At 36.0% G+C, this 6,802-nt stretch carries 7 protein-coding genes; 3 read left to right on the top strand and 4 right to left on the bottom strand.

The annotated features are described in order from the left end of the window. Window positions 1-1,475: amino acid permease (locus RLO81_RS04835; protein ID WP_350108024.1), on the top strand; the 1,475-nt coding region annotated here is incomplete at its 5' end. A 2-nt stretch (window positions 1,476-1,477) separates the two neighbouring features. Here RLO81_RS04835 and RLO81_RS04830 read toward each other — a convergent pair. Further along, the gene (locus RLO81_RS04830) at window positions 1,478-2,218 is read right to left on the bottom strand and encodes a TerC family protein (RefSeq protein WP_350108021.1); all 741 of its coding nucleotides are present in this window, start codon (window positions 2,216-2,218) and stop codon (window positions 1,478-1,480) included. 84 nt (window positions 2,219-2,302) lie between these two features. Between RLO81_RS04830 and RLO81_RS04825 the strand changes: the two genes are divergently transcribed. Next, window positions 2,303-3,055 carry a DUF3667 domain-containing protein gene (locus tag RLO81_RS04825; RefSeq protein ID WP_350108019.1) on the top strand — a complete coding sequence of 251 codons (753 nt, stop codon included), beginning with the start codon at window positions 2,303-2,305 and terminating at the stop codon, window positions 3,053-3,055. An 18-nt stretch (window positions 3,056-3,073) separates the two neighbouring features. Here RLO81_RS04825 and RLO81_RS04820 read toward each other — a convergent pair whose 3' ends face one another. Together RLO81_RS04820 and RLO81_RS04815 are read right to left on the bottom strand one after the other, a co-directional pair. Then, window positions 3,074-3,643, bottom strand: a complete 570-nt coding sequence (locus RLO81_RS04820) for a hypothetical protein (RefSeq protein WP_350108017.1) — start codon at window positions 3,641-3,643, stop codon at window positions 3,074-3,076. 3 nt (window positions 3,644-3,646) lie between these two features. Then, a complete protein-coding gene (locus RLO81_RS04815) occupies window positions 3,647-4,123 on the bottom strand; it encodes an RNA polymerase sigma factor (protein WP_350108014.1) in 477 nt (158 codons plus the stop codon). 147 nt (window positions 4,124-4,270) lie between these two features. Between RLO81_RS04815 and RLO81_RS04810 the strand changes: the two genes are divergently transcribed. Further along, entirely contained in the window at window positions 4,271-4,732 is a 462-nt protein-coding gene (locus RLO81_RS04810; RefSeq protein WP_350108011.1) for a hypothetical protein, read from the top strand. 46 nt (window positions 4,733-4,778) lie between these two features. Here RLO81_RS04810 and RLO81_RS04805 read toward each other — a convergent pair. After that, window positions 4,779-6,802 (bottom strand): FtsX-like permease family protein (locus RLO81_RS04805; RefSeq protein ID WP_350108008.1); only part of this gene is annotated, 2,024 nt, incomplete at its 5' end.

The raw sequence follows: 6,802 nt of genomic DNA, 5'->3' as shown, positions 1-6,802 counted from the left end.
TTGGGTATAAAATGGCTCATTCAGCCTCGCCTGATGACTTAGTTGACAATCAGCTCATCATGATGGACATTGCCATTTGGGGACCGATCATACCTATTGGTTTGGCATGTGCAACAATATCATCCGCGCTAGGAAGCATATTGGTCGCGCCTCGCACGCTACAGGCACTGGCCGGTGATCGGGTTTTTCCTCTCATGAGGATTAACGCATATTTGGCTAAAGGCAAAGCCGGAACGAATGATCCTGTTAATGCAACCATCTTAACTGGCGTCATTGCCCTACTTTTTGTAGGGATAGGTGATGTAAACGTAGTGGCGGAAGTTATTTCCATGTTTTTTATGATTACCTATGGGTCGCTCTGTTTGATTTCTTTCTTGCAGCATTTTGCAGCAGACCCTTCATACAGGCCTTCATTTAAATCGAAATGGTACATCTCATTGTTAGGAGCACTACTGTGTGTGTACCTTATGTTTAAAATGAATACTCAGTATGCCATCATTTCAATTATAATGATGACCTTGATCTACATATTTATAACCCACACAAGTAAAAGTAAAGAAGGACTGGCCAAAATTTTTCAGGGGGTTATATTTCAAATAAGCAGACAGCTTCAGGTCTTTCTTCAAAAAGTGGATAAAGGAGAGGAGAACTGGCGACCTTCTATGATCTGTATTTCAGATGATTTTTTTAACCGGCCTTCGGCATTTCAATTAATGAAATGGCTTTCCCATCGGTATGGTTTCGGCACATATATACACTACATTAACGGCTATTTATCTAAAGATTCAAATGAAAGAGCGCGCAATGAATTGAAAAGGCTTCTTAAAGCAACAGGAATCAGTCGAAGTAATGTATATGTTGATACGCTTATTTCACCCTCTTTTACTAGTGCAGTTGCGCAGTCCATGCAATTACCAAGTGTTTCAGGTAAAGAAATCAATATGATTCTATTTGAGTATTCAAAAAACGAACCTGAAAACCTAAACCACATCATTGATAATTTCACAATGGTAAAAGCTGCAGAGTTTGACATCTGCCTCCTTGGTTCCTCTGACAAAGAATTTGGTTTTATGCACGAAATTCATATCTGGCTTACGCCAAATGATTTGAAAAACAGTAGCTTAATGATCTTACTGGGCTATATTATTATGGGGCATAAAGACTGGCGTGATGCAGAAATAAAGATATTCGCAGTTGTGAGTAAGCAGGACATGGTTTCGGAAGAGGAAAATTTAGTGAGTATTATAAAACAAGGGCGGCTGCCAATCTCACCCAATAATATTAAGTTTATTCAACACGAAGAAGATGTTGTAATTAAAGACATTATCAATAAGAAGTCTGTAGATGCCGATCTGACCATTTTAGGGTTCAGGGAAGAGGCTATAAAGCAGCTTGAGCATAAACTATTTGAAGGTTATGATAGCATTGGAAACGTTCTATTTGTTAATTGCTCAAAAGCCAAAGAGATAGAATAAGCCTAACCTCTAAATCCTTTCTTTAGCTTAACAGGCTCGCCAGTTTTCCTTAGTTTAATATTAATTAACTCTACTATTAAGGAGAAGAATACGGCAAAATAGATATACCCTTTTGGTACATGATATCCCAATGCCTCTACAGCTAACATAAAACCAATAAGAATTAAAAACGATAATGCAAGTATTTCTAATGTAGGATGGCCACTGATAAACGCACTGATTTTTCCTGAAAAGAGCATCATAACTATCATCGAAATAACTACCGCCAATACCATAAGTATCAGATGTTCAGTTAAACCTATAGCTGTTAAAATTGAATCAAACGAAAATATAATATCCAATAGAATAATTTGGGCAATGACAGTTGCCAGTGAAAATTTCTTTTTATTTTCTTGCTCCTCGCTTTCAACGCCTTCCATTTTATGATGCACTTCCATCACGCTTTTAAAGATTAAGAATATTCCACCGCCAAGTAGTATCAAGTCTCTGCCGCTGAAAGGATGGCCGAAAACAGAGAAAAGTGGTTCTGTAAAAGTGATGATATAGGTGATCCCCATCAACAGCCCGATTCTAAAGATAAGCGCCATTGAAAGCCCTATATTTCTGGCCTTAGCCTGCTGAGATTCTGGAAGTTTATTGGAAACAATGGAAATGAAAATGATATTATCAATTCCAAGTACAATTTCTAAAAAAGTAAGTGTCAGTAATGCCACCCAGGTGGATGGCTCTAAGAATAGCTCCATGGTTTCAAATATAGCAAATACGAAATAATAGAAACGTGTTTAAATTTTATTATCAATTAGTATCTTGTTGTTTAATTTGAAATTATGGAATCAACTAGTTGTATTAATTGTGGTGAAGAATTAAAGGGAAAATATTGCTACAAATGCGGCAATCCTGTAAGCAAAAAAAGGCTAACATTTCAGACTGTTTTTCAAGAATTTTATCAGCGTGTTTTTGGGTTTGATACTAAGTTTAGCCATACGTTGATTCATATGTTCACCAAACCTGGTAGGGTAATAAATACTTACATTAATGGAAACAGAACCTACTATATGGGACCTGTTGCCTATATTTTTTGGATGCTTACTGTGTTTATTCTATTAATGTCATTAATGGATATTGATATGCGTGAACTAACACAAAGTACACAGGATCTTATGGGGCAAGACCAACAACAAACGGAAAAACAGAAACAATTCAGTGAAGATATGATGAATTGGATGTCGAATAATTTTAGATTAATGACATTTGCACTTCTGCCATTAATTGCAATTCCGCAACTCTTGTTCTTCAGAAAAAAGGGCTTTAATTATATAGAACACTTAGTAGTGTTGGTTTACAGTAATGCTCAGGTTTTCATTATTTCTATTTTATCATTATTTCTTTTGTACTTTTTTGATTATTCAATTCAAAATGAAGTCGCGATTTTCAATTTCATATTTTTTGCCTACGTGAGTAGCATGACCTATGAGGGTAATAAGTTATGGAATTTCTTTAAAGGGCTAATCTCATATATTATCGGGTATCTACTTATTATTTTTGTTGGTATTGCTATTGCAATTTTTTATATCACTTAAGCTTTCACACACAAAGAACTAAATATCGATATTATTAAATTGATAAATTATCGCTTTAATCCTGCTTATTGGTTTGGAATAAATGATTTTTATAATCAGATGGGTGCAAGCCAAGGTAATAATCGCCATCCCTAGTATAACTAAGAATACTGCAATAGTTGACCAATCTAAGTTTAATTGTAAATATAGATTGGCGCCAAGACTTACAGTTAGAAGAGGAACAATGATGTAATAGGCCGAGCAATATCTTTTAAGATATTTATAAGTTCTTTCTGAATTCTGAACAATGCTCAGGTTTGGGTTGAAGACATTAATTAATCTGTATTTTATTTTGTAGTGAACTAGCAGTATAGCTGCTGCACCTATAATTTGGCTACTTACCACGTACCTACTTTTCAATCCCAAATAAAAAGTAACCCCAACAAGCAGAGCTGTCAATCCAGTCATAACAAGTGCATCAATCAACATTGTTCTGTTAATTCGCTGAACTGTTGAAAGAGTTTTTATTTCAAATATGCTTTCAAGCTCTTGAGAACTATATTTGATATCATCCTTCTGTACTTTATTCTTTAATTCTTCGAGTTCCATTGCTCAGGTCATTATGGTTTTTAATTTCTGTTTTATACGGTTGAGTTTCACACCTACATTACTTTCGCTGATGCCTAAAATATCGGCCATCTCTTTGTAACTCAAATCATCCAAATAGAGCACAATAAATGCTCTTTCAGATTCGGATAGTTTCTTAATTGCCATTTTCAATAGTTCTTCATCTGTTTCAGTATCCGTTTGGCTATCGAATTGTGCAATATTTACTTCGTTAAGGGCTTCTCTGCTGCGCATTACCTTTTTTATATGAGTAATGGAGGTGTAAAGCGCTACGCGATAAATCCAGGTAGATACTTTAGATTCAAAATTAAACCGCTGATACCCAACCCATAATTGGGCTAAAATTTCCTGAAACAAATCTTCGTGCTCAATTGTATTGTTAGTATACAAACGACAAACACTATGAATAACACGTTGATATTCATTAATCATTTCAAGAAATTCTTGCTGATTCTTGCCCAATTATCTCCCTTAGTTTACGTGAATTGTATGCTTAATTTCTTTTTTCTTACAAGAGATCGCCAATTTTTTAATATCTTTCACCATTCGAATTCAGAACTACCATTGTAACAAAGCTAATTTAAGGGTATTTTTAACCCTACAAATCTTATGATTTCGATAAAATCTATAGTAACCTCATTCTTGATAGTAGTTAGTTTACTGCTTAATACAAGTGTTCATGCACAAGTAGATGACCCTGCAGCTTCCAATACGAGGTTTTATTATTCTGGTAATTTAGGTAGCAATGAAAAAATTGAGTTAAACATTCAATTAACCGGCTATTTAATTTCCGGCTCTTATATGGTAATTAACTCAGGCGATATTTTCTTAATCAGAGGCAGACTATCTGCTGACAAAGCGGGTTTAGGAGTAATTGTATATGATTCTGACAACAACTATGTTGCCGCTGTGGAGGCAAGGGTTGTTTCTGAAGAGTTGGATTTTGCGAGAGAAATTAGAGGTGTTTGGAAAAGCCCCGATGGAAACCTGATTAAGAACATACGATTGAACAAGGTGGCAGAATTTGCCAAAAATTCTACAGAAGAGAGAACGTCATCTTATTTTGAATAAACACCTACCAGCCGAAGCTGGGAGGCATTCGATTCACAAAACAACATCATTCATTTTTTAAATTACTCGCAGGGCTCATCCTTCCAGTTTTAATTGTCTGAGAGCCAATGGTTAGGGCGCTGATTATCAATAATATAAATGTGCCTGTTAGGATAATTTCTGGTGAGATCGTTACCCTATATGCAATTGACTCTAACCATAAATTATTAACAACAACGGTTAGCGGAATGGCTACTACAATAGATAATAGCAACAATGTCCCGAAACTTTTAGACAGTATATAAATCACCTGATTATCTGATGCCCCTAATGCTTTTCTGATAGCTATTTCTTTCACCCTGGTTTGGGTATTATAAATGGCCATGCCTAGTAGCCCTAAGCTTGCAATTGAAAGGGCAAGAAAAGAAAAAACCCCGATTATCTTTGTGAGATCACCGAAAGTCATGTCGTAAAACTCGTTAATATCATCTTCCATATACCCATAAGTAAATTGTTTTAATGGATTCACGGTTTTCCACGAGCTTTCAATTTGTGAAATTGCAATTTCCTTATTCTGAGAGTTAAGTTTAACATGAGCAAGATGAAACCGTGTGGGGATGTACCTTAAAGCCATGGGTTTAATCTCGGCTGTTAAGTTTTGGTGATTATAATCTTGGATGATGCCAACAATACTAATTTCCGAGGAGTCTTCATCATAAATTACTTTGCCAAGTGCATCGTGTTTATTTTCAAAGTTGAATGTTTCAATGGCCTTTTCATTGATGATAATTTCATGCTCATTTTTCAAATTAGCCTCGGGATTGATATTTCTCCCAGCCACCAATTTAAGACCCATAACATCGATGTAATTTTCATCTACAACATAGTAGAACAGTTCAGATTCTTCATCAGACAGATTTCTTTTAAAGCCTTCGCCATAGGTGGTACCCGCAGCCGGTAGGTGAGAAGCTAATGTTACTTGCTCAATGGCTGACTGTTTCTCCAGTTCAGTTTTAAATGCCTGGCCATCCGTTCTCACAAGAGGGATATTAATGATGTTCTCTGTTTTAAAACCCTTGTCAGATGAAACCAGTATGTTTAATTGTTTGTAAAGTATTATTACTGATAGTATAAAGAAAAGAGATAATGCCAATTGGCCAGTGAGCAATGCTTTTCTAAGTCCCATTTTTGACATAAGCTTCATAGAACTAAAATCTTTTAAAACCTTAATAGGCTGAAATGCTGATAGAAGGAATGCAGGAAGCAATCCTGCCAAAAGCCCAACGCCTAATGCGAAAGCAACTGAAGTAGCAATTACTGCCGGACTAAATGAAAGGTTCCATTTAAGCATAGTAGCGAGGCTTAAACTAGCAAAGGCCGGTTCAATAATTACCACGAGTGCATAAGCTACAACTAAGCTGAATAGTGAGATTAATACAGATTCTATGATAAACTGGGTAAATATTTGACCCTTAAGTGCACCAGACACCTTTCTGACACCCACTTCTTTAGCACGATTAATCGATTTAGCAATGCTTAAATTAGTATAGTTAAAGCATGCTGAGATCATTACAATAAGTGCCAACCCTCCTAAAAAGTAAACAAATAACATGGGTAGTCCCGGACCAATTTGGTTGCCTAATAGCGGACCGGGATTGATAGCAATAAGGTTCTGCAGTTGAAAGCGATAGTCTACATCTTCATTTTCAGCGTAATACTCTTCATCAATTTCTGCAAGATACTTTAGAACTTCATTAGCACTTTTGCCTTCTTCCAACTCAATATATGTCCAGCCGGAGGTATTAACCTCCCACGTATTATTCGATTTGTGTAATAATGAATCTTTTTCTAATAACTGAGTGGTAGAAAAAGAGGCCAGTGCTTCATAAACGATGTGGGATTTTTCGTTATTGTCTTTAATTACACCCGTAACCTTATACTCGCCAATTCTATCCATATCTATCACCTGCCCTATAGGATCGTTATTGCCGAAGAGCTTTATTGCTGCTTTTTTAGTGAGTACTACTGTGTTGGGTTCGGCAAGGGCTGTGGCAGCATTTCCAGATTCAAGTTCCAGCTGAAAAATTTCTA

Origin of the sequence: Fulvivirga sp. (genome assembly GCF_040220315.1) — a bacterium.
Taxonomy (GTDB): Bacteria; Bacteroidota; Bacteroidia; order Cytophagales; family Cyclobacteriaceae; genus Fulvivirga.
Note: the sequence above shows the minus strand (reverse complement) of the source record. Positions and strands in the feature narration are given on the sequence as shown.

Excerpts from the sequence above, each read along its gene's own strand:
- RLO81_RS04830 (WP_350108021.1), bottom strand. The coding sequence starts at position 2,218 with ATGGAGCTATTCTTAGAGCCATCCACCTGGGTGGCATTACTGACACTT.
- RLO81_RS04810 (WP_350108011.1), top strand. The coding sequence starts at position 4,271 with ATGATTTCGATAAAATCTATAGTAACCTCATTCTTGATAGTAGTTAGT.
- RLO81_RS04825 (WP_350108019.1), top strand. The coding sequence starts at position 2,303 with ATGGAATCAACTAGTTGTATTAATTGTGGTGAAGAATTAAAGGGAAAA.
- RLO81_RS04820 (WP_350108017.1), bottom strand. The coding sequence starts at position 3,643 with ATGGAACTCGAAGAATTAAAGAATAAAGTACAGAAGGATGATATCAAA.